The following is a 24,710-nucleotide window of genomic DNA, read 5'->3' on the forward strand; positions in this document are numbered from 1 at the left end:
TCCTTTGGACTATTTCTGGATCTCGTAAAATGCTTCAAGCGCCGCGTCTTCATGGGAGAGACCCTTCTCTTCGTACTTGCTGATGGCGTGGAGCATGCGCTGGTAATCGTTGGGAAGGATCTTCTTAAATCCCGGCAGATAATCTCCGAAATGCTCCAGGATATCCTTTGCGAGAGCGGAAGAGGTCTCCTTCTCGTAATCCTTCAGTATATTTTTCAGCTCGGCAATGTCGTGCTTTTCCGTCACCTCAGACATGGTCACCATATCCTTGTTCAGCTTTTTGTAGAGCTGATGATCCATATCCAGCACATAGGCTGTGCCGCCGCTCATGCCTGCGGCAAAGTTTTTGCCGGTTTTTCCAAGGATGACCGCGCAGCCTCCTGTCATGTATTCCAGCCCGTGGTCACCGCAGCCCTCGGCCACCGCTGTGGCGCCGGAGTTGCGGACGCAGAAGCGCTCGCCGGCCACGCCGCAGACATAGGCTTTTCCTGATGTGGCGCCGTAGAGGGCCACGTTTCCGATGATGATGTTTTCAGAGGCCTTAAAAGTGCTGTGTCTGGACGGATACACGATCAGCTTTCCGCCTGACAGGCCCTTGCCGAAGTAGTCGTTGGCGTCTCCCTCCAGCGTCAGGGTCAGACCCTTGGGGATAAAGGCGCCGAAGGACTGGCCGCCGCCTCCGGTGCAGTGTACCTTAAAGGTGTCGTCCTTGAGTGTGTTCTTGAAGGCGGCTGTGATCTCGGATCCCAGGATGGTTCCCACAGAGCGGTTCACGCTGTTCACGCGGATGCTCTCGCTGTGCTTCCTGCCGCTCTTCAGAGCCTTCTCAAAGCGGGGCAGGAGAATGGCCTCGTCCACGGTCTTCTCCAGCTCAAAGTCAAAGACATCCTCCGGGTTGAAGTGGACCGCGCTGCCCTCCGGTGCGGAGCAGAGGATCCTTGAGAGGTCTACCTTTTTCGCCCTAGGGATACTGCAGTTCTCACGAACCTTCAGGCATTCCGTGTGTCCCACCATCTCGGAGAGTGTGCGGAAGCCAAGCTTTGCCATGATCTCCCGCAGCTCCTGGGCCATGAAGAGCATGAAGTTCATGACGTACTCCGGTTTGCCCTTAAAGCGCTTGCGTAAGGCTTCATTCTGGGTGGCAACGCCCACAGGGCAGGTGTCCAGGTTGCAGACCCGCATCATCATGCAGCCCATGGTCACAAGGGGAGCAGTGGCAAAGCCGAACTCCTCAGCTCCCAGAAGGGCGGCGATGGCCACATCCCGGCCGCTCATGAGCTTGCCGTCCGTCTCGATGACCACACGGCTCCTCAGGTGGTTCTGTATCAGCGTCTGGTGTGTCTCAGCAAGGCCCAGCTCCCAGGGAAGCCCCGCGTGATGGATAGAGCTCTGGGGCGCGGCTCCTGTTCCTCCGTCGTAGCCGGAGATGAGCACCACCTGGGCGCCCGCCTTGGCCACGCCTGAGGCGATGGTCCCGACACCCGCCTCGGACACAAGCTTCACCGCGATCCGGGCCTTCCTGTTGGCGTTCTTCAGGTCGTAGATGAGCTGCGCCAGGTCCTCGATGGAGTAGATGTCGTGGTGAGGCGGAGGGGAGATGAGGGATACACCGGGGGTGGAGTAGCGTGTCTTCGCGATCCAGGGGTATACCTTTTTCCCGGGCAGGTGTCCGCCTTCTCCGGGCTTTGCGCCCTGGGCCATCTTGATCTGGATCTCCTTTGCGCTCACCAGATACTCGCTGGTGACGCCAAACCGGCCGGAGGCCACCTGCTTGATGGCGCTGTTCTTCTCTGTGCCCAGGCGCTCCGGCTTCTCGCCGCCCTCGCCTGAGTTGGACTTGCCTCCCAGACGGTTCATAGCGATAGCCATACACTCGTGGGCCTCCTCAGAGATGGAGCCGTAGGACATGGCCCCTGTCTTAAAGTGCTTGACGATCTCAGAGGCGGGCTCCACCTCGTCGATGGGGATGCCCCCGTCCTCCGGGAACTGGAAGGAGAGGAGCCCCCGCAGGGTGTGGGGACGGGTCTCGTCGTCCACCATGGCTGTATATTCCTTAAATCTCTCATAGTCGCCGTTCTGTGTGGACTGCTGGAGGGCGATGATGGTGGCCGGATTGTAGAGGTGGTCCTCCTTGTCCCCGCCGCTCCGAAGCCGGTGGAAGCCGGTGCTGTCCAGGGTAGTGTCCACACCCAGGTCCAGTGGGTCGAAGGCCTTGTTGTGGCGGGCGATCACGTCGTCATTGATATCCTTCATGCCGATGCCGCCCACCCGGCTGACTGTGTTGGTAAAATACTTGTCTATGACCTCCCTGCTGATGCCCACAGCCTCGAAGATCTGGGCAGACTGATAGGACTGGAGGGTGGAAATACCCATCTTGGCCGCGATCTTTACGATACCGTGGAGCACAGCCTCGTTGTAGTCGTGGATGGCTGTGTGGTAGTCTTTATCCAGGATACCCCTGTCTATGAGCTCGGAGATGCACTCGTGAGCCAGATAGGGATTGACAGCCCTGGCGCCGTAGCCAAGGATGGCGGCGAACTGGTGCACGTCCCTGGGCTCGCCGCTCTCCAGGATGATGGAGACAGCGGTCCTCTTCTTTGTACGGATCAGGTGCTGCTCCATGGCGGAGACAGCCAGGAGGGAGGGGATGGCCACATGGTTCTCATCCACGCCCCGGTCGGAGAGGATGATGATGTTGGCCCCCTTCGTGTAGGCCCGGTCGCAGCTGACAAAGAGCTGGTCCAGCGCCTTCTCAAGAGAGGTATTCTTGAAGTAGAGAAGGGAGACCACGGCGCTCTTAAAGCCCGGGCGGTCCAGGGACTTGATCTTCATCATGTCCACACCGGTGAGGATGGGGTTCTTCACCTCCAGCACAGTACAGTTGCCGCTCGCCTCCTCCAGCAGGTTTCCGTCTGAGCCGATGTACACCGTGGTGTCTGTGACGATCTCCTCCCGGAGAGAGTCGATAGGCGGGTTGGTCACCTGAGCAAAGAGCTGTTTAAAATAGTGGGAGAGAGGCGGATGCTTCTCCGACAGCACAGCCAGGGGAATGTCGGTCCCCATGGAGGCTGTGGCCTCGGACCCGTTTGTCGCCATGGGAAGGAGCACATCCTTCACGTCCTCGTAGGTGTAGCCGAAGACCTTGTAGAGCTGGTCCCTTCTCACCTGGCTGTGGACCGGCACCTTCTTGTTGGGGACCGGGATGTCCTTTAAGTAGAGCAGGTTCAGGTCCAGCCATTCGCCGTAGGGCTGGCGGGTGGAGTAGTACTCCTTGCACTCCTCGTCAGAGATCAGCTTTTTCTTCTTCGTGTCCACGAGGAGGATCTTTCCCGGCTGCAGCCTGGATTTCTCCACCACGTGCTCCGCCGGGAGATCCAGCACGCCCACCTCGGAGGAGAGGATGAGGTGCCGGTCGTCTGTGATGTAGTACCTGGAGGGACGAAGTCCGTTCCGGTCCAGCACAGCGCCCAGGATATCTCCGTCTGAGAAGAGGATGGCCGCAGGGCCGTCCCAGGGCTCCATCATGGTGGCGTAGTAGTGGTAGAAATCTTTTTTCTTCTCATCCATGTACCGGTCATGCCTCCAGGGCTCCGGGATGGTGATCATGACGGCCAGGGGAAGGTCCATACCGTTCATGTAGAGGAACTCCAGGGTGTTGTCCAGCATGGCGGAGTCAGAGCCGCTGCTGCCGATGACCGGGAGTACCTTGTCGATGTCGTCTGAGATGACAGAAGAGTGCATGGTCTCCTCCCTGGCCAGCATGCGGTCCGCGTTGCCCCGGATGGTGTTGATCTCCCCGTTGTGGAGGATCAGGCGGTTGGGGTGAGCCCTCTCCCAGCTGGGTGTCGTGTTGGTGGAGAAGCGGGAGTGGACCATGGCGATGGCCGTGCGATAGTCCGTATCCTGCAGGTCGTCGTAGAACCGGCGGAGCTGTCCCACAAGGAACATGCCCTTGTACACGATGGTGCGGGAGGAGAGGGAGGCCACGTAGGTGTCCTCGCAGCTCTGCTCGAACTCTCTTCTGGCGATGTAGAGACGGCGGTCAAAGTCGATGCCCTTCGGGCAGTCCGCTGGCCTCTCCACAAAGCACTGCATGATGTAGGGCATGCGCTCTCTGGCGTAGTCTCCCAGTATCTCCGGGTGGACCGGCACCTTTCTCCAGCCAAGCAGTCTAAGGCCGCTTTTTTCCAGAATGACCTCAAACATTTTCCGGGAAAAATTCCGCTTCAGTGTGTCCTGGGGGAAGAAGAACATGCCTACGCCATAATCCCTCTCATCTCCCAGGGAAATGCCTGCCTGTGCGGCGGCTTTGGAAAAAAATGAGTGGGAAATCTGCGTCAGGATCCCCACTCCGTCACCAACCTGTCCAGTGGCGTCTTTGCCTGCGCGGTGTTCCAGTTTTTCTACGATCGTAAGGGCGTCGTCCAGAATTTTGTATTCCTTTACGCCGTCGATACTGACAACAGCTCCGATGCCGCAGGCATCGTGCTCAAAACTGCTCTGATATAAAGTTTGATTTTCTTGGTTCATATAGAAAACTCCTTTCGTGTTGCGGCGCTTTTGTCTAAACGCCGCTTGCTCCGTAGTTGGAGAGTACTCTTGCGGAAGGATCATCCACATCGCAGCCCTCCCACTCTTTGTTGGGCATCCAGAAGTCCGTGATCATCTCAGACTGTCCGGGATAGTACTTCTCAAAGATCTCCCGGTACAGGAGGGACTCCTTTGTGAATGGAGCTGCATGTGTATATTGTTTCCGCTTTTCTTCAAATTCTTCATCGGAATAGCAGCCCTCTGCGTATTCCTTCAGATAATCCACCATGGAGTGGCCCACTGCGTCGGAGAAGGCCGCCTTCTCGCGCATCAGGATGTCGTAGGGAAGATAGTCGCCCTCAAAGGCGTGGCGGAGAAGATATTTTCCCTTGCCATAGATGTTCATCTTCTTTGCCGGGTCCACGCTCATGACGTAGGAGACAAAATCTAGATCGCCGAAGGGAACCCGGGCCTCCATGGAGTTCACGCTGATACACCGGTCAGCCCGGAGCACATCGTACATGTGGAGCTCGTGGACTCTCTTGACAGACTCTTTTTGGAAGGCCTCCGGTGAGGGGGCGAAGTCTGTATATTTGTAGCCGAAGAGCTCGTCTGAGATCTCTCCGGTCATGAGGACCCGCACATCTGTCTTCTCGTGGATGGCCCTGCAGAGAAGGTACATGCCCATGGAAGCGCGGATGGTAGTGATGTCAAATGTGCCGAGAGCTTTGATGACATCCGGCAGGGCATGAAGCACATCCTCCTTTGTGATGATGACCTCTGTGTGGTCGCTGCCGATATAGTCCGCCACTTCCTTTGCGTACTTTAAGTCAATGGCGTCCTCGCTCATGCCGATGGCAAAAGTGCGGATGGGGCGGCCAAGGATGCGGGCTGACACAGCGCACACGAGAGAGGAGTCCAGGCCTCCGCTTAAGAGGAAGCCAAGGGGAGCGTCCGCGTCCAGTCTCTTGCGGATGCCTTCCACCAGCTTGTCGTGGATGTTCCTGCAGACCTCCTCCGTGTCATCCGTACAGACAGAGGAAACCGCAGTGATATCGCGGTAGCAGATGAATTCCCCGTCCTTATAGTAATGTCCGGGCGGGAAGGGCATGATCTTATCGGTCAGTCCCACCAGATTCTTGGCCTCGCTTGCGAAAATAGCGGCGCCGTCTTTGTCATAGCCATAGTAGAGAGGGCGGATCCCAATGGGGTCCCTTGCCGCTATGTATGATCTCGTGTCGCCGTCAAAGAGGATGAGAGCGTACTCTGCATCCAGCATGCCAAACATGTTTGTCCCGTATTCCTTGTAGAGGGGGAGAAGGATTTCGCAGTCGCAGTCACTCTTAAAGGTATAGCCTTTCTCCTCCAGCTTTTTTTTCATTTTTCTGAAGCCATATATTTCTCCGTTGCATACAAGGGTATGACCGCAAAGGGAGAAGGGCTGCATCCCTTCTCCTGTAAGTCCCATGATCGCAAGTCTGTGAAAACCGAGAAGGCCGAAGCCGGTATCGATGATCCGGCTGTCGTCCGGTCCTCTCGAGATGGTGCGGTCAAATCCCTCCTTGAATAGATCGTGATCGGCACTGGGTGAACAGTACCCCATGATTGAACACATAGATGTTACCTCCGGGATTTGATTTTTATAAACAAGGCGCTCTGCCTAGATGATGCCAAAGAGCAGCTTTCCGTAAGTCGGGAATGGCCATACAGATGTGTCTGTCATGGTCTCCAGCAGATCCACGTCGCCGCGGAGGGCGTCCATGGCCGGGATGACCATATCTCTGTAGTAGAAGGCCTCCTTCTCGAAATCGGAAATGGTTCCTGCCTCGCTGACAACCCTCTTCAATGTCTCCAGCTTCTCGTAGGCGGAAGCAGTGAGAGAGGAGATCTTCTTGACTGTGCTGTATTCATAGGATGTGTCGATCTCAGCTCCGAGAGAGCGCTTTGCGAGTACAGTATCCGTGAGTGAGTGTGCGTATCCACTGACTGCCGGGAGGATATCCCGCTCAGCCATCTCGGCCATGGTCAGGGCCTCGATGTGCAGCACCTTCACGTAATTTTCCATCATGATCTCATAGCGGGACTGCATTTCTTCCTCGCTGAACACCTTGTGGGAGGTGAACAGCTTCACGTTTTTCTCGTGGAGGAAGCAGGGCAGTGCATCCGGCGTGGTGCGCAGGTTCAGAAGACCTCTCTTTTCGGCCTCCTCAAGCCATGCGTCGTCGTAGCCGTTTCCGTTGAAGATGATCCGCTTGTGGTCCCGGATCGTATCCCGTATCAGGTCGTGGAGGGCGGTCTCGAAATCGTCCGCGCTCTCCAGGATGTCGGCGAACTGCTTCAGCTCTTCTGCCACCGCTGTGTTCAGGATCACGTTGGGGCCTGAGATGGAAGCGGAGGAGCCCAGCATACGGAACTCAAATTTATTTCCGGTAAAGGCAAAGGGTGATGTCCTGTTCCGGTCTGTGGAGTCCTTGGGGAACTTGGGAAGAACGTGTACGCCGACACGCATCAGCTCTTTTTCCTTTCCGTCGTAGGACTCTTCGTTTTCAATGGCCTTGAGGATTTCGGTCAGCTCATCGCCCAGGAACATGGAGATGACTGCCGGCGGCGCCTCGTTGGCGCCCAGTCTGTGGTCGTTTCCGGCTGAAGCGGCGGACAGGCGCAGGAGATCCTGGTACTCATCTACAGCCTTGATGACCGCGCAGAGGAAGAGGAGGAACTGAGCGTTCTCGGAGGGCGTGTCGCCGGGCTCAAGGAGATTGATGCCGGTGTCCGTGGAGATAGACCAGTTGTTGTGCTTGCCGCTTCCGTTGATGCCTTCAAAGGGCTTCTCGTGGAGAAGGCAGACAAGGTCGTGCTTCTTGGCGATCCGCTGCATCAGCTCCATCATCAGCTGGTTGTGGTCTGTGGCAATGTTGGTAGTGGTGAAGATGGGCGCCAGCTCGTGCTGTGCGGGAGCCACCTCGTTGTGTTCTGTCTTGGCCAGGATTCCCAGCTTCCAGAGTTCTTCATTGAGTTCCTTCATATATGCCTGGACGCGGGATTTGATGGTGCCGAAGTAGTGGTCCTCCAGTTCCTGGCCCTTGGGAGCGGATGCTCCGAAGAGGGTCCTGCCGGTGTAGATCAGGTCTTTTCTTTCCTCATAATACTTTTTATCTACCAGGAAATATTCCTGCTCCGGGCCTACCGTTGTCTTTACGGATTTTACATCCTCATTTCCGAAGAGGTGCACAACCCGGAGGGCCTGGCGGTTGATGGCCTGCATGCTCCGCAAAAGAGGCGTTTTCTTGTCGAGCGCGTGGCCGCTGTAGGAGCAGAAGGCCGTGGGAATGCACAGGACACCGTTCTTGATGAAGGCGTAGGCTGTGGGGTCCCAGGCTGTGTATCCTCTGGCCTCAAAGGTGGCCCGAAGTCCTCCCGACGGGAAGGAGGAGGCGTCCGGTTCACCCTGCACCAGCTCTTTGCCGGAAAATTCCATGATGACTTTTCCGTCCACATCCGGGCTGATGAAGCTGTCGTGCTTTTCCGCTGTTATGCCTGTCATGGGCTGGAACCAGTGGGTGTAGTGTGTGACTCCCTTTTCAATCGCCCAGTCTTTCATGGCGTTGGCGACTACGTTGGCAATATTTATGTCCAGGCTCCTTCCGTCTTTCATTGTACGCTGAAGCTGCTTGAAGGTCTCCTTTGGAAGGCGTTCCTTCATGACAGACTCATCAAAAACCATTGAACCAAATTTTTCTGCTGCTGTACTCATGACTCTCAAACTCCTTTTCATTTTTATTTGGATTTGATGTGTGCGGCCCAGGCCGCAAGGATAAAATAAATAAAAAAGAGCGGCAGTGGAACTCCTCCATCCCGATATGGCCATTTCTCAGGGTGGAAAAGCGACTCCATTGCCGCGTACACAAAGTAAAAGAAAAAACGGCGCGCAGAAAAAAGGGGTATTCCTGCGACGCCGTTGCCGTTCTTTGCATATGACTATACTGCCGTGATAAAGATTTGTCAAATGTTTTCTTGTATTTATTTTCGTACAATCCGCCCGGCCGGCCCGACAGAAGTTGACACAGAAAAGGAAATCCGCTATATTTTCTACTGTAAAGAATAGTGGGCAAAGGCGTTCATCTGAGGCAGGGAAAGTTTTCGCGGCTGTGAGAGCTTTCTCTTTCAGAAGACGCCTTTTTATCATATATTAAGATGTAAGAGGAGGTAAGAATATGGACATGTATCAATATGAAAAGGTCATGACATTTGTGGATGAGGAGGATGTAAAATTCATCCGTCTGGCCTTTTTTGACGCCTTTGGCGTGCAGAAAAATATTTCCATCATGTCAGGCCAGCTGGAGAGGGCCTTCAAGGAGGGGATCTCTTTCGACGCGTCGGCTGTGGCCGGATTTGACAGTGAGGTGAAGAGCGACCTCTTTCTCCACCCGGATCCGTCCACCTTTTCTATTCTGCCGTGGCGTCCGTCCACAGGGCGGGTGGCCAGGATGTACTGCGACATCCGCTATCCGGACGGGACGATCTACGAGAAAGACAGCCGCTATATATTAAAGAAGGCAGTGGAGAAGGCAAGGGAAAAGGGACTGAAGATCGATTTCGGGACAGAGGTGGAGTTCTACCTCTTTAATACAGACGAGCAGGGCAGCCCGACCAAGATCCCCTTTGACATGGCCGGATACATGGATGTGGCCCCGGAGGACAAGGGGGAGAACATTCGCAGGGAGATCTGTTTCACCCTTATTGATATGGGTATTGAGCCGGAGGCTTCTCACCACGAGGAGGGGCCCGGCCAGAATGAGATCGACTTCCAGTACAGTGATCCCCTCACAGCGGCGGACAACACGGCCACCTTCAAGTGGGTGGTGAGCACAGCGGCCATGGGGAACGGCCTTTACGCCGACTTCTCTCCAAAGCCCATCAAGGAATATGCGGGAAACGGCATGCATATCAATATGTCAGTGAGATGTGAGGACGGGTCGGACTGCAACGGCCAGTTCATGACAGGCATCCTGGAGCACATAAGGGACATTACCCTGTTTTTAAATCCATCCGAGGATTCCTACAGGAGGCTGGGTGAGAAGAAGGCTCCCAAGTATGTGACCTGGTCCCCGGAGAACCGCTCCCAGCTGATCCGGATCCCGGCGGTGAAGAACAAAAGGAAGCGGATCGAGCTTCGCTCCCCTGACCCCACGGCCAATCCCTATCTGGCCTTCGCCCTCCTCATCTACGCCGGGATGGACGGCATCGAGAGAAAGCTGCCCCTCCAGAAGCCGGCCAATGTCAATCTGTACACGGCGGACCACAAGGTGACGGATCAGCTCAGGAAGCTGCCGGAGAGCCGCGGGGAGGCCTGGGATGCGGCGACTGCAAGCGCCCTGGTAAAGAAGGTGCTGCCAGAGGCTTATCTGGACGTTTACAAGAACCCGCCGAAGACACGCTGACAGATACATTGACAAGGATAAAGGAGTGGGAAAGAACATGACAGCAGAAAAAGAGGCATACCGCATCCTGGTGGCTTCTGCGTCAGACAAGATGGTCTCAGTTGTAAGGGATGTGCTCCCGGGCCCCCAGTACAGGGATATTTCCTACGTGTCCACCATGGGGGACGCCAAGCGTATGCTGGTCAGCCATATCTGTGATATTCTCATCATCAACACGCCGCTGAAGGACGACTTCGGCATACAGTCCGCTATCGATATAGCGGAGCAGCACGAGACGGGAATTCTCCTGCTGGTCAAAGCGGAGATGTACGAGCAGGTGTCCTCCCAGGTGGAGGACTACGGCATCGTCACCCTGGCCAGGCCCACCACAAGGCAGAGCCTCTACGCGTCCGTGAAGATGCTCAGCGCTGTCCAGATGAAGATAAAGAAGCTGGAGAAGGATATGCGCAGGCTGAAGGAGCGGATGCAGGAGCAGCAGACCATTGACAGGGCCAAGTGGATTCTGGTGGACCAGAGGAAGATGAGCGAGCCGGACGCCCACAGGTACATAGAGAAATCAGCCATGGACCGGTGCGTCAGGAAGATCCGCATTGCGGAGGAGATTTTGAGAGACAGCTGACAGCCATTGAAGACAGGCAGCCATTTATTACCAGTGTAAAAGTTTTCCTCCTTCGCATACTAACGATAAAACGCCCTCACAGGAAGGGCGGCAGTATGGAGACGATAGTATGCGAAGATATTGGTACAGACGAATTTTGATCATGATCCTTGTGTTCACCATCTCTGTAGGAGGGAGCTGGTATCTGATCGAGGAGAACAGAGCCGGCCTGGAGAGAGAGGCAAGCGCGGACGCGTCCGGGGAGCTCCTGATCCCCGGCGGCATGCCGGTGGGCATCTATCTGGAGACAAAAGGGGCCATGGTCCTGGGAACTGAGAAGATCCAGGGCGAGGACGGGCAGGAGTATGAGCCCGCCGCCAACCTGGTGCAGGAGGGCGACTACATCATCGGGCTGGACGGGGAGGAGATCGACAACAAGTCCCAGCTCGTGGAGGCAGTGGCGGCACTGGACAAGGAGGAGGTCGTGCTGAAGGTGCGCCGGGATGGCCAGGAGATCGCCATCCGCATGAAAGCTGTGCGGTGCGGAAGGGATGAGTACAAGCTGGGGATCTGGGTGCGGGACAATGCCCAGGGCCTGGGGACTGTCACCTTTCTAAACGCGGACAGCCAGTTCGGAGCTCTCGGGCACGGGATCCGGGACACAGATACCGGAAAGCTCTTAAGCGCTTCGGACGGCCTTCTCTACACAACCAGCATCAAGGACATCAAGAAGGGGAAGGATGGGACGCCGGGGGGCATGGAGGGCGTCATTATCTATAACAATTACAATATCCTGGGGACCATCACCCAGAACACGGAGGACGGCATATACGGCACCCTGGACAGGATCGACGCTCTCTTCACGGATACGCAGCCCCTGGAGGCGGCTGTGGATGAGAGCCAGATAGAGGAGGGGGAGGCTACCATCCGATGCGCGGTCAGCGGCCAGGTGGAGGATTACAGCATTCGTATTACAAAAGTTGACAGGAACGCCCAGGAAGCGAACAAAGAGATTTTGCTGGAGGTGACGGACGAGAAGCTGCTGGAGCTCACCGGCGGCATCGTCCAGGGCATGAGCGGCAGCCCCATTATCCAGAACAGACGGCTCATCGGGGCAGTGACCCACGTGTTCGTGAACAACCCGAAGGAGGGCTACGCCATTTTTGTCCAGGATATGTTGAAACATATCGAAAGGTAAGAAAACAGGAAGAAGGTGTCGAGATCTTCCGACTTCAAAACCTTGATTTCGCATTTTTGTAATTCTATAATTTTCCTTGACAGTTTTTCAAGAACAGATAGGAGGATTATGGAATGGGAGAGATTCGTGTAGCAATCGCCGACGACAATGAGAGAATTCTGGAGCTGCTTGGCGAAATCATCAGCAGCGACAAGGATTTAAGTCTGGTGGGAAAGGCGGACAACGGTGAGGATATGTGCCGCGTGATCCGGGAGAAGGAGCCGGATGTTGTCCTGCTCGATCTGATCATGCCTAAAATGGACGGACTGGGAGTGATGGACGCCGTCAACCATGACAAAACTTTGAAAAAGCGCCCGTATTTTATCATAGTGACAGCTGTGGGCCAGGAGAGGATCACGGAGGACGCCTTCAACAAGGGAGCCATGTACTATGTCATGAAGCCCTTTAAAAATGACGTCATCCTGGAGCGGATCAAGCAGGTCACTCAGAAGGGGAGGACAAGCTATATCCCTGGCACGGATCTGTCCCAGCAGGGCGGCGAAACGCAGGAGCAAAGCCTGGAGACGAGAGTGACAGACATGATCCACGAGATTGGTATTCCCGCCCACATCAAGGGGTATCATTACCTGCGGGACGCTATCATGATGGCCGTGGAGGACATGGACGTGCTGAACGCGGTGACCAAGGTGCTGTACCCCACAGTCGCCAAGCGCCACCAGACGACGGCCAGCCGGGTGGAGCGGGCTATCCGCCACGCCATTGAGGTGGCATGGAGCCGAGGGAAGCTGGACACACTGGATGAGCTCTTCGGATACACTGTGAGCAACGGCAAGGGAAAGCCCACAAACTCAGAGTTTATCGCCCTTATTGCGGACACCCTCCGCCTGGAATATAAAAACAGATAACCCTTTTCATCTGAAAAAAAATACGGTATAATAAGCGTATATACCTAGATACCGTAAGGATGGGAGGAAAGATATCATGAAACAAATACTTTTTGCAGCATCGGAGTCCGTGCCCTTTATCAAGACGGGCGGGCTGGCAGACGTAGTCGGGTCTCTGCCGAAATATTTTGACAAAGAAAAATACGATGTCCGCGTCATGCTGCCAAAATATCTCTGCATAAAAGAGGAGTGGAGAAATCAGCTGCAGTACCGGACGCATTTTTACATGGACCTGAACTGGAGAACAGAGTACGTAGGAATTCTTGAGTTGCAGTACGAAGGAATTACGTTCTATTTTATAGATAATGAATACTATTTCAGCGGCTGGGCGCCCTATGGAGATATGTATGCGGATATCGAGAAGTTTGCCTTCTTCTCCAAGGCGGTGCTGAGCGCCCTGCCGGTGATCGGCTTCCGGCCGGATATCATCCACTGCCATGACTGGCAGACCGGTCTGATCCCCATCTTCCTCGATAATTTCCGCTATGGAAACGAGTATTACCGGGGCATCAAGACAATCATGACCATCCACAACCTGAAATTCCAGGGCACCTGGGATACAAAGAGAGTGCAGGATATCACAGGCCTTCCGTCCTACTATTTCGTGCCGGACAAGCTGGAGGCCTACAAGGATGCCAACTACCTGAAAGGCGGCATCGTTTATGCGGACCGCATTACCACTGTCAGCAGTACATATGCGGAGGAGATCAAGACTCCCTTCTACGGCGAGAAGCTGGACGGACTGATGAACGCAAGGGCAAACTGCCTCTCAGGTATTGTCAACGGCATTGACTACAATGAGTACAATCCGGAGACAGACAAGCACATTGCCCGCAATTACTCGGTGAGCAATTTCCGGAAGGAGAAGGTAAAGAATAAGATTGCCCTCCAGGAGGAGCTGGGGCTGGACAAGGACAGCCATGTAATGATGATCGGCATTGTTTCCAGACTGACAGATCAGAAGGGCTTTGACCTGATCGACTGTGTACTGGATGAGCTCTGTCAGGACGCCATCCAGATCGTGGCTCTGGGAACCGGGGAGGCGCGGTACGAGAACATGTTCCGCCATTACGCATGGAAGTATCCGGGAAAGGTTTCCGCGAACATTTACTATTCCGAGCCCATGTCCCACAAGATCTACGCTTCCTGCGACGCTTTCCTCATGCCCTCCCTCTTTGAGCCCTGCGGCCTGAGCCAGCTCATGAGCCTGCGGTACGGGACTCTGCCCATCGTCAGGGAGACAGGCGGACTGAAGGACACGGTGGAGCCCTACAATGAATATGAGAAGACCGGCACCGGCTTCAGCTTCTGCAATTACAATGCTCACGAGATGATGGCAACTGTCCGCTATGCGGAGCAGATCTACTACGATCACAAGAGAGACTGGAACAAGATCGTTGAGAGAGCCATGCAGCAGGATTTCTCATGGAACAATTCCGCAAGACAGTATGAGAAGCTTTACGACGAGCTATAGAATGTATGACAGGATGATCTCAGGCTGCCGCACCTGTTTATCTGGCGCGGCAGCCTGTTTTGTACAACTACAAGGACAAGAAAGGACACAGAAATCGGGATGACAGACACGAGGACAAAAGAGGCGATCCGCTACCTGGGATTTGGACGAAAGGAGGCGGACCAGGCCACTCTGGACCTGATAGCAGGCTCCTTTGACAAGCTGGAGCAGGCGGCCTCCCCCAGGATCGTCTGGAGGCTCTTTGACCTGAAAACCGCCGGGGAGGGACGCCTGGACATAGGCGGCATGGAGGTGGAGAGCAGGAGTCTCTGGAAAAATATGAAGGGCTGCTGTCAGACAGTAGTCCTGGGAGCCACCCTGGGAGCCGGCGTGGATCTCCTTATGCGCCGCCAGTCCCTGACAGACATGGCCGGAGCCGTGGTGACACAGGCCTGTGCGGCTGCCATGCTGGAGGAATATCTGGATGAGGAGCAGGAGAAGATCGGCCGCGAGCTGGAGAGGGAGGGCAAGTATCTGCGGCCCAGGTTCAGCCCCGGCTACGGAGATTTTTCCATCCGGCACCAGGGACAGATCCTGGCCATGCTGGATGCGCCAAAGAGGATTGGCCTTTCCATGACAGACAGCTCCATGCTCACCCCGGTGAAATCTGTCACCGCGGTGATCGGGGTTTCCACAGTGAGGGAGCCCTGCCACAGGAAGGGCTGTGAGGCCTGCGGAAAGAGAGATTGCATATATCGGAGGAACGAAGGATGATACTGGACAGATTAGGAAAAGAGCTGCTGTTTTTTGACGGCGGCATGGGAACCCTTCTCCAGGAGAAGGGACTGCGCCCCGGGGAACTGCCGGAGGTCTGGAACCTGGAGCACACAGAGGAGATCGTGGATATCCACAGACAGTACTTTGAGGCCGGGAGCGACATTGTCCTCACCAACACATTCGGGGCCAACGCCCTCAAATTCCACAGCAGTGAGTACGATCTGGAGGACATCATCACAGCCGCTGTGGTGAGCGCCAGGGAGGGCGCCTATCTGGGAGTCCATGACGACAGGAAGGTCTACGTGGCCATGGACATAGGACCAACAGGAAAGCTCCTGAAACCGCTGGGAGACCTGGACTTTGAGACGGCCCTGTCCGCCTTCGGGGAGGCCGCCGGGTACGGGGAGGCCGCCGGGGCGGACCTGATCCATATTGAGACCATGAGCGACATGTACGAGATGAAGGCGGCGGTGCTGGGGGCCAAGGAGCACACCTCCCTGCCGGTCTTTGTCACCATGATCTTTGACGAGAAGGGCAAGCTGCTGACGGGCGGGGATGTGGCTGCCGCTGTCTCCATGCTGGAGGGGCTCCGGGTGGACGCCCTTGGCATCAACTGCGGCCTGGGACCGGAGCAGATGCTCCCCATTCTGGAGGACGTCATGAGATACACCTCCCTGCCGGTGATCGTGAAGCCCAACGCGGGCCTGCCGGTGCAGCGGGACGGACACACGGTGTATGACGTGGAGCCGGAAGAATTTGCCGCCTCCATGCAGAGGATCGTGGAGATGGGGGCCTGCGTGGTGGGCGGATGCTGCGGCACCACCCCGGATCACATTCGGCAGATGACCCGGCTGTGCCGGGGGATGGAGGCGAAGGCTCCGGTCAGGAAGAAGGAGACCATCGTATCCTCCTACGGGCAGGCGGTGATCCTGGGGGATAAGCCGGTGATCATCGGAGAGCGCATCAATCCTACAGGAAAGAAAAAGTTCCGGCAGGCGCTGAAGGATCACGACATGGAGTACATCCTGAAGGAGGCGGTTACCCAGCAGGAGAGAGGCGCCCACATCCTGGATGTGAACGTGGGCCTTCCGGACATTGACGAGACAGCCATGATGCGGGATGTGGTGGGAGAGCTGCAGAGCATTACCAGCCTGCCCCTGCAGATCGACACGGTGGATCCGGAGGCTATGGAAGCCGCCATGCGGATGTACAACGGGAAGCCCATGATCAACTCTGTCAACGGAAAGCAGGAGTCCATGGCCCAGGTATTCCCCCTTGTGAAAAAGTACGGGGGCGTAGTGGTAGGCCTGACTCTGGACGAGGCGGGTATCCCCTCGGACGCCGAGGGGCGTGCCAGGATCGCCGGAAAAATCATCAAAGAGGCGGCCAGGTACGGGATCGAGCCCAAGGATATCGTCATCGACGTGCTGGCTATGACCATCAGCTCCGACCCGGAGGGGGCCAGGACGACACTGGAGGCTCTCCGCCTTGTGCGGGAGAGATACGGCGTCCGGACTGTCCTCGGCGTGTCCAACATCTCCTTTGGCCTGCCGGGGCGGGCGGTCATCAACGCCAACTTCTACACCATGGCCATGCAGAGCGGCCTCACGGCGGGCATCATCAATCCCTCCTCCCCTGAGATGATGAAGTCCTACTACGCCTACTGCGCGCTGATGGGCTTTGACAGCAACTGCGAGGACTACATCAGGGAGTACGGCAGCGCCGGTCCGGAGATTTCTGCCCCGACGGGGGGACAGCCCGCCCTCACCCTGAAGGAGGCCATAGAGAAGGGATTGAAGGAGGATGCCTCTGCCATCACAAAGGAGCTGGTGAAGGAGCAGGCTCCCCTTGCCATTATCGACAGTGAGCTAATCCCGGCCCTGGATCAGGTGGGAAAGGGATTTGAGAAGGGAACCGTCTTTCTGCCCCAGCTTCTCATGAGCGCCGACGCGGCCAAAAACGCCTTTGCCGTGCTCAGAGACAAGCTGGAGGAGAGCGGAGCAGCCGCGGAAAAGAAGGAGAAGATCATTCTTGCCACAGTCAAGGGAGATATCCACGACATCGGGAAAAACATCGTGAAGGTGCTCCTGGAAAACTACAGCTTTGACGTGATCGACATGGGCAAGGATGTTCCCCCGGAGGACATCGTGCAAAAGGCTCTTGACGAGGATGTCCGGCTGGTTGGTCTCTCTGCTCTCATGACCACCACTGTGGGCAGTATGGAGGAAACCATCCGGCAGCTTAGAAAGGAGAAGCCGGACTGCCGGGTGATGGTGGGCGGCGCTGTGCTGAACCAGGAGTATGCGGACATGATCGGAGCCGACTTCTACGGGAAGGACGCCATGCAGTCTGTGTATTACGCCCAGAGCCTGTTTGAAAAGTAGGGCTTGCTCCATGTTCCTGATTTTGTACACGCAGTGTTCTTGACAGAAAATTAACAGCCGGCTATAGTTGTAATGATGAAAGGCCCTTTTGACGAGGGGGCAAAAGTTCTAATACAGGAGGAGACCGCTTTATGATGAGAGGATTGGATACGACGGTGCGGAGACTGCGCCGCAAGGTATTCGAGGAGGTCGCAAGGCTTGGGTTTAAATCCAACCCGGAGACGTTAAACGACGATATGGAAGCCATTCCATACAAAATGGTAAACGAGGACACGAAGATCAAATACAGGGAGAGTGTGTACAGAGCCAGGGCTATCGTCCGCGAGAGGCTGCGGCTGGCCATGGGTCTGGCCCTGCGCCCGGAGAACAAGCCGGTTCACCTGACCGCAGGTGTGGAGGCCAGCAATATTTCCGACAAATACTATGAGCCGCCTCTTATGCAGGTGATCCCGTCCGCCTGCGAGGCCTGTGAGGAGAAGGGATACGAGGTCAGCAACATGTGCAAGGGCTGTCTGGCACATCCCTGTATGGAGGTCTGCCCCAAAGGAGCCATCTCCTTTGTGAACGGCAAATCCTTTATCGATCAGTCCAAATGTATCAAGTGCGGCAAGTGCAAGTCCGTCTGTCCCTATGACGCCATTGCCAAGAAGGAGCGGCCCTGCCAGAAGGCCTGCGGCGTGGGAGCTATCGTTTCTGACAAGATGGGACGGGCCTACATTGACAATGACAAATGTGTTTCCTGCGGTATGTGCATGGTGAACTGCCCATTCGGAGCCATCTCAGACAAGTCCCAGATCTTCCAGCTGGCCAGAGCCCTGACCGAGGGGGACTATATCATTGCGGAGATCGCCCCGGCCTTCTACGGACAGTTCGGCGACAACATCACGCCGAGGAACCTGAAAGCGGCTCTCATGGAGCTGGGCTTTAAAGAGGTGTACGAGGTGGCTCTGGGAGCGGACATCGGCGCCATTGCCGAGGCTCATCACTATGTGGAGAAGGTGACTACAGGGGAGCTTCCCTTCCTGCTCACCTCCTGCTGCCCCTCCTGGGCTATGCTGGCGAAGAAATTCTTCCCGGATCTCATTGACGAGGTATCCCAGGAGCTGACGCCTATGGTGGCTACTGCGAGGACCATCAAGAAGGAGCATCCGGACGCCAAGGTGGTCTTTATCGGACCCTGCGCGGCCAAGAAGCTGGAGGCCATGAGAAGAAGCGTCCGCAGCGATGTGGATTTCGTGGTGACCTTTGAGGAGCTCCAGGCTATGTTTGACGCAAAGGACATTGACCTGGCTGAGTACTCCGCCGAGTCCTCCTTCCACAACGCCACAGGCGCAGGCCGCGGCTATGCGGTGGCTGGCGGCGTGGCGGACGCCATCAAGAAATGTATCAACACCTACTATCCGGATGTGCAGGTGAACATCGAGCACGCGGAGGGGCTGGCCGACTGCAAGAAGATCCTGACCCTGGCCAAGGCGGGCAGGATGAACGGCTGTCTCATTGAGGGTATGGGCTGTCCCGGCGGCTGCGTGGCCGGCGCCGGCACCAATATCCCCGTTGCGAAGGCCCAGAAGAAGATCCAGGATTTCGTAAAGGCATCCTCAAAGCAGGTACCTCCGAAGGAGCTGGAAGAGATCGAGCTGAAGTAGGCAGACCTGTAAGCGGTGAGGTTGAAAGGTAAAGCTAACAGGTGAAAAGCCCCGGCGTTGACAAACGCCGGGGTTCTCTTTATAATTAGATATTAGTTTGAAAATTTAGGAGGAAACTATGCAAAAATACGGTGTAAATGAATTAAGAAAAATGTTCCTGACATTTTTTGAGAGCAAGGGACACCTGGCGATGAAGAGTTTTTCGCTCGTGCCCCACAATGATAAAAGCCTTCTTCTGATCAATTCCGGTATGGCTCCTCTGAAGCCCTACTTCACAGGCCAGGAGATCCCTCCGAGGACGAGAGTGACTACCTGCCAGAAGTGCATCCGCACCGGGGACATTGAGAATGTGGGAAAGACAGCACGCCACGGCACCTTCTTCGAGATGCTGGGCAACTTCTCCTTTGGAGACTACTTCAAGAAGGAGGCCATCGCCTGGACATGGGAGTTCCTGACAGAGGTGGTGGGCCTTGACCCGGATCGCCTGTACCCTTCCGTCTACGTGGACGACGACGAGGCGTGGGAGATCTGGAACAAGCAGATCGGTATTCCGGAGGAGAGAATCTTCCGTTTTGGCAAGGAGGACAACTTCTGGGAGCACGGAAGCGGTCCCTGCGGCCCCTGCTCAGAGGTCTACTATGACCGGGGCGAGAAGTACGGCTGCGGAAAGCCGGACTGCACGGTAGGCTGTGACTGTGACCGGTATATGGAGATCTGGAACAACGTGTTTACCCAGTTTGACAATGACGGGCACGGGAACTATACAGAGCTGGAACAGAAGAACATTGACACAGGCATGGGTCTGGAGCGTCTGGCCTGTATCGTGCAGGACGTGGACTCCATGTTTGACATCGACACGATCCGGGCTCTCAGAGAGCACGTATGCCGCCTTGCCGGCAAGGAGTACGAGAAGGATTATGCCACGGACGTGTCCATCCGCGTCATCACGGACCACATCCGCTCTGTCACCTTCATGATCTCCGACGGCATCATGCCCTCCAACAGCGGAAGAGGCTATGTGCTGCGCCGGCTTCTCCGCCGCGCCTGCCGTCACGGACGTCTCCTGGGCATCAAGGGAGAGTTCCTTGTAGAGCTGGCCCAGACGGTCATCGATGGGTCCAAGGACGGCTATCCGGAGCTGGAGGAGAAGAAGGATTTCATCTTCAAGGTGATCACCAAGGAGGAAGAGCAGTTTAACAAGACCATAGACCAGGGACTCTCCATCCTGGAGGGGCTGGAGTCCCAGATGGAGAAGGAGGGAAGTAAAGTCCTCTCCGGCGAGGAGGCCTTCCGCCTCTATGACACTTACGGCTTCCCTGTGGATCTGACAAGGGAGATCCTGGAGGAGAAAGGCTTTTCCATCGATGAGGAGGGCTTTGAGAAGGCTGCAAAGGCCCAGAAGGAGCGGGCTAAGGGCACCTTCGGCGAGACAAACTACATGGGAGCCGATGTGACTGTGTACGAGTCCATCGACCCTGCCGTGACCAGCACATTTGTAGGCTATGACCACCTGACATACGACTCTGAGATCACTGTCCTGACGACAGAGGACGAGGTGGTGGACGCCCTCTCTGACGGACAGAAGGGCACCGTATTTGTAAAAGAGACTCCGTTTTACGCTACAAGCGGTGGCCAGGAGGCGGACAACGGCGTGATCCGCACAGAGGACGGACTGTTCCAGGTGGAGGACACGATCAAGCTCCTGGGCGGAAAGATCGGCCATGTGGGCCATGTGGTGAGCGGTATGCTGAAGGTGGGAGACAAGGCTACCCTGGAGGTCAACGAGGAGAAGCGGGCCCTCTCCGCAAGGAACCACAGCGCCACCCATCTTCTCCAGCAGGCGCTGCGCCAGGTGCTGGGAACCCATGTGGAGCAGGCCGGATCCTCTGTCAACGAGTACAGGCTCCGCTTTGACTTTACCCACTTCTCAGCCTTGACAAAGGAAGAGCTGAAAAAGGTGGAGGAGATCGTCAACGAGCAGATCATGAACTGTCTGCCTGTGAAGGCGGAGAACATGCCTATCGAGGAGGCGAAAAAGACCGGAGCAGCCGCTCTCTTTGGAGAGAAGTATGGCGACATCGTCCGCGTGGTGAGCATGGGTGATTTCTCCAAGGAGTTCTGCGGCGGAACCCATGTGGACAACACAGGCGTCATCACAGCCTTCAAGATCATCTCTGAGACAGGCGTGGCCGCTGGCGTGCGCAGGATCGAGGCCCTCACATCCAAGGGTCTTCTCAGGTACTACGACGAGCTGGAGGAGAAGCTGGAGAGATCCGCGAAGCTTTTGAAGACCACGCCGGACAAGCTGGAAGAACGGCTGTCCCACATGATCTCCGAGAACAAGGAGCTTCACAGCGAGGTGGAGAGCCTGAAGAGTAAGCTGGCCAAAGAGTCCATGGGAGATGTGACAGACCAGGTGACAGAGGTGAAGGGCGTTAAATTCCTGGCGGCCAAGGCGCCTGGTGCTGACATGAACGGACTGCGGGATCTGGGAGACCAGCTCAAGGAGAAGCTGGGAGAGGGCGTCATCGTCCTGGCGTCAGACGCAGGAGGAAAGGTCAGCCTCATGGCCACAGCCACGGAGGGAGCCATCAAGGCAGGAGCCCACGCCGGCAACCTGATCAAGGCCATCGCCGGCTGCGTCGGCGGAGGCGGAGGCGGACGCCCGAACATGGCGCAGGCAGGCGGAAAGAACCCGGCCGGCATTGACGAAGCCCTGGAAAAAGCAAAAGAAGTACTGGAAAACCAGCTTTAAAACGCAAAAAATTATTGACGTGCCGGAAAAATGTGCTATAATCTAATGTAGTGCAATAAATATACCCGAACAGTCGTATGATGCACAATATAGGGCTGGAGGGGAGGTTAGGTGTGAGACTATGTCAAATGTAATCGTTAAAGAAAACGAGACGTTGGACAGCGCTTTACGCAGATTTAAAAGAAGCTGCGCAAAGGCTGGTATTCAGCAGGAAATTCGGAAAAGAGAGCATTACGAGAAACCAAGCGTAAGACGCAAAAAGAAATCCGAAGCTGCTAGAAAACGTAAATATAACTAATGTGCAAAGCAAAGATGACACGCGGATGCGTGTCATCTTTTTTCATCTTTTTCTGTGCCCTCTTACATTCGATACTTCCTTACAGAGCTTCCAGCTCTCTCAGCTCGTGGTACAGCCTCGCGATGGGAAGTCCGACCACGTTGTTGTAGTCTCCCCGGATTTCCTTTACATGCACGGCAAAGGGCCCCTGAATCCCGTAGGCTCCGGCCTTGTCCAAAGGATCGCCGGTCCGTATGTAGGAGAGAAGCTCCCCTCTTGTCACGGGATAGAAGGTGACAAGGGTGCACTCGTGGAAGGTGCGCATGTATTTCTTTTTTCCCTTCACTGCGATGAGGCACACGCCCGTGTAGACCTGATGGGTCCGGTCCGCCAGCATGGAGAGCATATCCAGCGCCTCCTCCTCATCGGCGGGCTTTCCCAGGATCTCGCCGTTGTAGGCGACGACAGTGTCCGCTCCGATGACGGTAAAGTCCTCTGTCTGGGAAGCCTGGCATTTTTCGAAGATATCCCTGGCCTTCAGAGCCGCCAGATCCTCCACGATCTCGGCGGGGGAGGAGCCGCCGCTCTTTTCTTCCGCGTCAGAGGGACACACCTCAAAGGAAAATCCTGCCTGGGAGAGAAGCTCCCTCCTTCTGGGGGAAGCGGAGGCAAGTATATATTTCATGACAGATCACAACCTTTCAATCATATTTTTTGATGGTTTTCACAGCCGGCCCGCCAAAAAGCCATCTGTGCGTCTTGCGAAAGAGGGGGCCGGTGCACTATAATAGCTCCTGTAAGACAAAATGAAATGGAGGAAAACCTATGTATATCAGCGAAATCACAAACACCCCTCCGGACGATGTGGAGAAGAGAGTCCCGCTTGAGCAGGAGGTGTACAGGGTCTTCAAAAAGCTGGGGATCCCCTACGAGAGGGTGGACAACGACCCGGCCGCGTCCATGGAGGAGTGCGCCGAGATCGGCGAGGTGCTGCAGGCGCCTGTGAGAAAGGATGTCTTTCTCTGCAACCAGAAGAAGACATCCTTCTTCCTGCTTCTCATGCCCGACGACAAGCCCTTTGACACCGCCTCCTTCAGCAAAAAGCTGGGCGTGTCCCACATGTCCTTTGCGCCGCCGGAGTTGATGGTGAAGCACATAGGCTGTACACCTGGCTCTGCCAGCGTTGTGGGGCTTCTGAACGATGAGGACGACTACGTGCAGCTCATCATCGACAAGGAGGTGGCCCAGGCGGAGTGGTTTGTCTGCAACACAGGCATCAACACCACCCATCTGAAATTTAAGACCCAGGATCTTCTGAAAAAGTTCCTGCCCTACACCCACCACAGACCCAGGATCGTGGAGCTGTAGAGTCTGTGACTTTGCAGACGGAGGGGCCGTCCTATACGGACGGCTCCGAAACCCCTGTCTCCGGATCCATTCGGACTTCAATGCCGTTGACCTCCACCTGGTCATCCACAGGGATCACAAGGCATTTCCGCCCGTCCACGATCCGTACGTCCACCAGGTCTGTCCGGTCCGGATTGACGTTGATCACAATGTCCGGAGTCTTGATGTTGAATTTCTTTGTGCTGGCAATGTTGGAGGCCAGAAGGGAGGCCTTTGCGCCCACAGTTTCATCGAACTCCCGGTCAAAGTTCTCCAGGTTCTCCTCCGGCACCCCGCTCAGGGAGAAGAGACGTCTGACCTCCGGCTTGCCAAGCTCCAGGGGCTCCGGCTCCTCCTTGTTCTCCTCGATCAGGGTGTTCAGGTTCTCGTGAATATTGCGGATCACACTGTAGGCACAGTCCTCGCCCAGGGTGTCCGCGATCATGGCCTGGAAGGACTCCTTCTGGGTGCCGGCGCTCAAGACCTGGCTGCAGCCCAGAACCTGGGTGAGGAAGACCTCCTGCAGCTCCTCGGGCTTCTTGGAGTAATAGAGCAGGCCGTGGACGTCGCTGGCCCGGTCGTTGAAGGCGGGGAAGAGAAAACCGTTTACCGGATCATTTACGATCCAGTCCCGGATCCTGTCCTCGATGCTGTTGTGCTCCGCGTTGTAGCAAAGGCCCGCCTTGGAGAGGGACACAGGACAGATGCTGCACAGTATGTAGTCGTAGACTGTATCGGAGGCGTCGTACATCTCCATCCCGTCGGAGGCCTTGCCGGGCACGTCGTAGGCGGCGTGGATGAGGAGAATGAGATAGTGCTCCCCAAAGTCATAGTTCTCGATCACCTTATCGTAAAACTCGGACACCAGCATGTCGTCTGTGAGCCTGCTGTCCTTGAGCTGCATCAGGAACTCCTGGGCTCCGCCCTTTTGCTCCTCCTCCAGAGGAAAGCTCATATTGAGGAGGTTTTTCCCGACAGTGCCGGACAGAGTCCGCTTGAACAGATCAAAATACTTGTATTCCTCCTCCTCGGGGAGAGAGAGGAAGGCCTCCTTGAATTCCAGTTTCTTTTCCTTGTCTCCGTCCACATAGCAGCCGCAGATGCGGGTGATGGCGCAGTTCTGCAAAGAGAACTGCTTTCGGATTTCCAGAACTTCTTTTTTATTCATGAGATACCCCTTTTCTTACTATATTTTTTCTAAAAAGTCAGCCGGAGCCTCTCCCGGGGGAGACGAATTCCGGAACACTCATTTTAACACAGGGGAGCAGGCTTGACAACCATCCGGCCCGTCCTGGCGGCCCGCGGGCGGAGAAAAAAAGAA

At 55.9% G+C, this 24,710-nt stretch carries 16 protein-coding genes; 11 read left to right on the top strand and 5 right to left on the bottom strand.

The window, feature by feature from the left end:
* Positions 1-9 precede the first annotated feature (9 nt).
* The 3 genes from gltB to NI21_RS0107215 are packed head-to-tail and all read right to left on the bottom strand — an operon-like array spanning position 10 to position 8,284.
* Positions 10-4,530 carry a glutamate synthase large subunit gene (gltB, locus tag NI21_RS0107205; protein ID WP_033125547.1) on the bottom strand — a complete coding sequence of 1,507 codons (4,521 nt, stop codon included), beginning with the start codon at positions 4,528-4,530 and terminating at the stop codon, positions 10-12.
* 34 nt (positions 4,531-4,564) lie between these two features.
* A complete protein-coding gene (asnB, locus tag NI21_RS0107210; RefSeq protein ID WP_033125548.1) occupies positions 4,565-6,145 on the bottom strand; it encodes an asparagine synthase B in 1,581 nt (526 codons plus the stop codon).
* A 45-nt stretch (positions 6,146-6,190) separates the two neighbouring features.
* A complete protein-coding gene (locus tag NI21_RS0107215) occupies positions 6,191-8,284 on the bottom strand; it encodes a glutamine synthetase III (RefSeq protein ID WP_033125549.1) in 2,094 nt (697 codons plus the stop codon).
* 460 nt (positions 8,285-8,744) lie between these two features.
* On the opposite strand from NI21_RS0107215, the gene NI21_RS0107220 reads away from it, so the two are divergent.
* The 10 genes from NI21_RS0107220 (at position 8,745) to rpsU (ending at position 22,024) form a co-directional block, all read left to right on the top strand.
* Entirely contained in the window at positions 8,745-9,971 is a 1,227-nt protein-coding gene (locus NI21_RS0107220) for a glutamine synthetase family protein (RefSeq protein ID WP_330635868.1), read from the top strand.
* A 37-nt stretch (positions 9,972-10,008) separates the two neighbouring features.
* Positions 10,009-10,590, top strand: a complete 582-nt coding sequence (locus tag NI21_RS0107225) for an ANTAR domain-containing response regulator (protein ID WP_033125550.1) — start codon at positions 10,009-10,011, stop codon at positions 10,588-10,590.
* Between the two features lie 109 nt (positions 10,591-10,699).
* Positions 10,700-11,767 carry a SpoIVB peptidase gene (gene spoIVB / locus NI21_RS0107230; protein WP_033125551.1) on the top strand — a complete coding sequence of 356 codons (1,068 nt, stop codon included), beginning with the start codon at positions 10,700-10,702 and terminating at the stop codon, positions 11,765-11,767.
* A gap of 113 nt (positions 11,768-11,880) precedes the next feature.
* The gene (spo0A, locus tag NI21_RS0107235; RefSeq protein WP_033125552.1) at positions 11,881-12,672 is read left to right on the top strand and encodes a sporulation transcription factor Spo0A; all 792 of its coding nucleotides are present in this window, start codon (positions 11,881-11,883) and stop codon (positions 12,670-12,672) included.
* Between the two features lie 76 nt (positions 12,673-12,748).
* Positions 12,749-14,185: a glycogen synthase GlgA gene (glgA, locus tag NI21_RS0107240; protein ID WP_033125553.1), complete on the top strand. Its 1,437-nt coding sequence runs from the start codon at positions 12,749-12,751 to the stop codon at positions 14,183-14,185.
* A 99-nt stretch (positions 14,186-14,284) separates the two neighbouring features.
* Positions 14,285-14,938: a vitamin B12 dependent-methionine synthase activation domain-containing protein gene (locus NI21_RS0107245; RefSeq protein WP_033125554.1), complete on the top strand. Its 654-nt coding sequence runs from the start codon at positions 14,285-14,287 to the stop codon at positions 14,936-14,938.
* A complete protein-coding gene (locus NI21_RS0107250) occupies positions 14,935-17,325 on the top strand; it encodes a homocysteine S-methyltransferase family protein (RefSeq protein WP_033125555.1) in 2,391 nt (796 codons plus the stop codon). The genes NI21_RS0107245 and NI21_RS0107250 overlap by 4 nt, the downstream gene beginning before the upstream one ends.
* A 131-nt stretch (positions 17,326-17,456) precedes the next feature.
* Positions 17,457-18,971 (top strand): 4Fe-4S dicluster domain-containing protein, encoded by a 1,515-nt coding sequence (locus NI21_RS0107255; RefSeq protein WP_033125556.1) that lies wholly within the window; start codon positions 17,457-17,459, stop codon positions 18,969-18,971.
* 118 nt (positions 18,972-19,089) lie between these two features.
* Complete coding sequence (alaS, locus tag NI21_RS0107260; protein WP_033125557.1) at positions 19,090-21,726, top strand: alanine--tRNA ligase; 2,637 nt, start codon at positions 19,090-19,092, stop codon at positions 21,724-21,726.
* A 121-nt stretch (positions 21,727-21,847) separates the two neighbouring features.
* Positions 21,848-22,024 carry a 30S ribosomal protein S21 gene (rpsU, locus tag NI21_RS0107265; protein WP_004222305.1) on the top strand — a complete coding sequence of 59 codons (177 nt, stop codon included), beginning with the start codon at positions 21,848-21,850 and terminating at the stop codon, positions 22,022-22,024.
* 79 nt (positions 22,025-22,103) lie between these two features.
* Here rpsU and NI21_RS0107270 read toward each other — a convergent pair whose 3' ends face one another.
* Positions 22,104-22,688: a nucleoside triphosphate pyrophosphatase gene (locus NI21_RS0107270; protein WP_033125558.1), complete on the bottom strand. Its 585-nt coding sequence runs from the start codon at positions 22,686-22,688 to the stop codon at positions 22,104-22,106.
* Between the two features lie 140 nt (positions 22,689-22,828).
* On the opposite strand from NI21_RS0107270, the gene NI21_RS0107275 reads away from it, so the two are divergent.
* Positions 22,829-23,371 carry a prolyl-tRNA synthetase associated domain-containing protein gene (locus tag NI21_RS0107275; protein WP_033125559.1) on the top strand — a complete coding sequence of 181 codons (543 nt, stop codon included), beginning with the start codon at positions 22,829-22,831 and terminating at the stop codon, positions 23,369-23,371.
* 31 nt (positions 23,372-23,402) lie between these two features.
* Here the strand turns inward: NI21_RS0107275 and NI21_RS0107280 are convergent, their stop codons facing one another.
* Positions 23,403-24,557, bottom strand: coding sequence for a DUF4317 domain-containing protein (locus tag NI21_RS0107280; RefSeq protein ID WP_033125560.1), 1,155 nt, complete (start codon positions 24,555-24,557; stop codon positions 23,403-23,405).
* Between the last annotated feature and the right edge of the window lie 153 nt (positions 24,558-24,710).

Origin of the sequence: Eubacterium sp. ER2, assembly GCF_000765215.1 — a bacterium.
In the GTDB taxonomy this organism is placed as follows: Bacteria; Bacillota; Clostridia; order Lachnospirales; family Lachnospiraceae; genus Claveliimonas; species Claveliimonas intestinigallinarum.

Coding starts and splice junctions, on each gene's coding strand:
- gltB (WP_033125547.1), bottom strand. CDS start 4,530: ATGAACCAAGAAAATCAAACTTTATATCAGAGCAGTTTTGAGCACGAT.
- asnB (WP_033125548.1), bottom strand. CDS start 6,145: ATGTGTTCAATCATGGGGTACTGTTCACCCAGTGCCGATCACGATCTA.
- NI21_RS0107215 (WP_033125549.1), bottom strand. CDS start 8,284: ATGAGTACAGCAGCAGAAAAATTTGGTTCAATGGTTTTTGATGAGTCT.
- NI21_RS0107220 (WP_330635868.1), top strand. CDS start 8,745: ATGGACATGTATCAATATGAAAAGGTCATGACATTTGTGGATGAGGAG.
- NI21_RS0107225 (WP_033125550.1), top strand. CDS start 10,009: ATGACAGCAGAAAAAGAGGCATACCGCATCCTGGTGGCTTCTGCGTCA.
- spoIVB (WP_033125551.1), top strand. CDS start 10,700: ATGCGAAGATATTGGTACAGACGAATTTTGATCATGATCCTTGTGTTC.
- spo0A (WP_033125552.1), top strand. CDS start 11,881: ATGGGAGAGATTCGTGTAGCAATCGCCGACGACAATGAGAGAATTCTG.
- glgA (WP_033125553.1), top strand. CDS start 12,749: ATGAAACAAATACTTTTTGCAGCATCGGAGTCCGTGCCCTTTATCAAG.
- NI21_RS0107245 (WP_033125554.1), top strand. CDS start 14,285: ATGACAGACACGAGGACAAAAGAGGCGATCCGCTACCTGGGATTTGGA.
- NI21_RS0107250 (WP_033125555.1), top strand. CDS start 14,935: ATGATACTGGACAGATTAGGAAAAGAGCTGCTGTTTTTTGACGGCGGC.
- NI21_RS0107255 (WP_033125556.1), top strand. CDS start 17,457: ATGATGAGAGGATTGGATACGACGGTGCGGAGACTGCGCCGCAAGGTA.
- alaS (WP_033125557.1), top strand. CDS start 19,090: ATGCAAAAATACGGTGTAAATGAATTAAGAAAAATGTTCCTGACATTT.
- rpsU (WP_004222305.1), top strand. CDS start 21,848: ATGTCAAATGTAATCGTTAAAGAAAACGAGACGTTGGACAGCGCTTTA.
- NI21_RS0107270 (WP_033125558.1), bottom strand. CDS start 22,688: ATGAAATATATACTTGCCTCCGCTTCCCCCAGAAGGAGGGAGCTTCTC.
- NI21_RS0107275 (WP_033125559.1), top strand. CDS start 22,829: ATGTATATCAGCGAAATCACAAACACCCCTCCGGACGATGTGGAGAAG.
- NI21_RS0107280 (WP_033125560.1), bottom strand. CDS start 24,557: ATGAATAAAAAAGAAGTTCTGGAAATCCGAAAGCAGTTCTCTTTGCAG.